This is a genomic window from Campylobacter concisus (genome assembly GCF_002913545.1).
Taxonomy (GTDB): Bacteria; Campylobacterota; Campylobacteria; order Campylobacterales; family Campylobacteraceae; genus Campylobacter_A; species Campylobacter_A concisus_AV.
In genome coordinates this window covers 1-677 of record NZ_PPBR01000056.1, presented here as the reverse complement: position 1 = coordinate 677, position 677 = coordinate 1, and the positions used below count along the sequence as shown (strand labels likewise).

General features: G+C 45.2%; 1 protein-coding gene. It reads left to right on the top strand.

Going from position 1 to position 677, the window contains the following annotated elements; translation table 11 throughout:
* Positions 1 to 677: Sua5/YciO/YrdC/YwlC family protein (locus tag CYP05_RS03645; RefSeq protein ID WP_141090272.1), on the top strand; the 677-nt coding region annotated here is incomplete at both ends.

The window sequence follows — 677 nt, the reverse complement described above, 5'->3', positions numbered from 1 at the left end:
GCCTTATGACAGGGTAAATACAACGATGAACGAGTTTAAGATGTGCGAGTTTTGCGAGAGCGAATACAAAGACCCACTTAATCGCCGCTACCACGCAGAGCCGATCTCTTGCCCAAACTGCGGACCAAAGCTCTATCTAAAAGATAAATTTGGCAAAGTCTTGGCTAGTGAGAATGAAGCAGCCAAAGAGGCGGCTGGGCTCATAAACGAGGGCAAAATTTTAGCCATTAAAGGGCTTGGTGGCTTTCATCTAGTTTGCGACGCGACAAATGAAGCTGCAGTTTGCGAGCTAAGAGCTAGAAAGCACCGCCCAAGCAAGCCCTTTGCTCTGATGAGTAAAAATTTACAAAACGCTAGAAAAATAGCGCAAATTTCAGACGCAGAGGCGAAGCTTCTTAGCTCAAATTTAAAGCCGATCGTCCTGCTTGAAGCAAAAAACGGCTCAAATATCGCAAAAAGTGTCGCTCCAAATTTAAATAAGCTTGGCGTCATGCTCGCATTTAGCGGCATACATCTTTTGCTTTTTGACCACTTAGAGCACGACATCATCGCAACTAGCGCAAACATCTCAGGCGAGGTTGTGATAAAGGACGAGAGCGAGCTAAGAGAGAAACTAGGTGAGGTCATAGACTTTTACCTTGATCACGACCGAGAAATTTACTCGCCAAGTGACGATA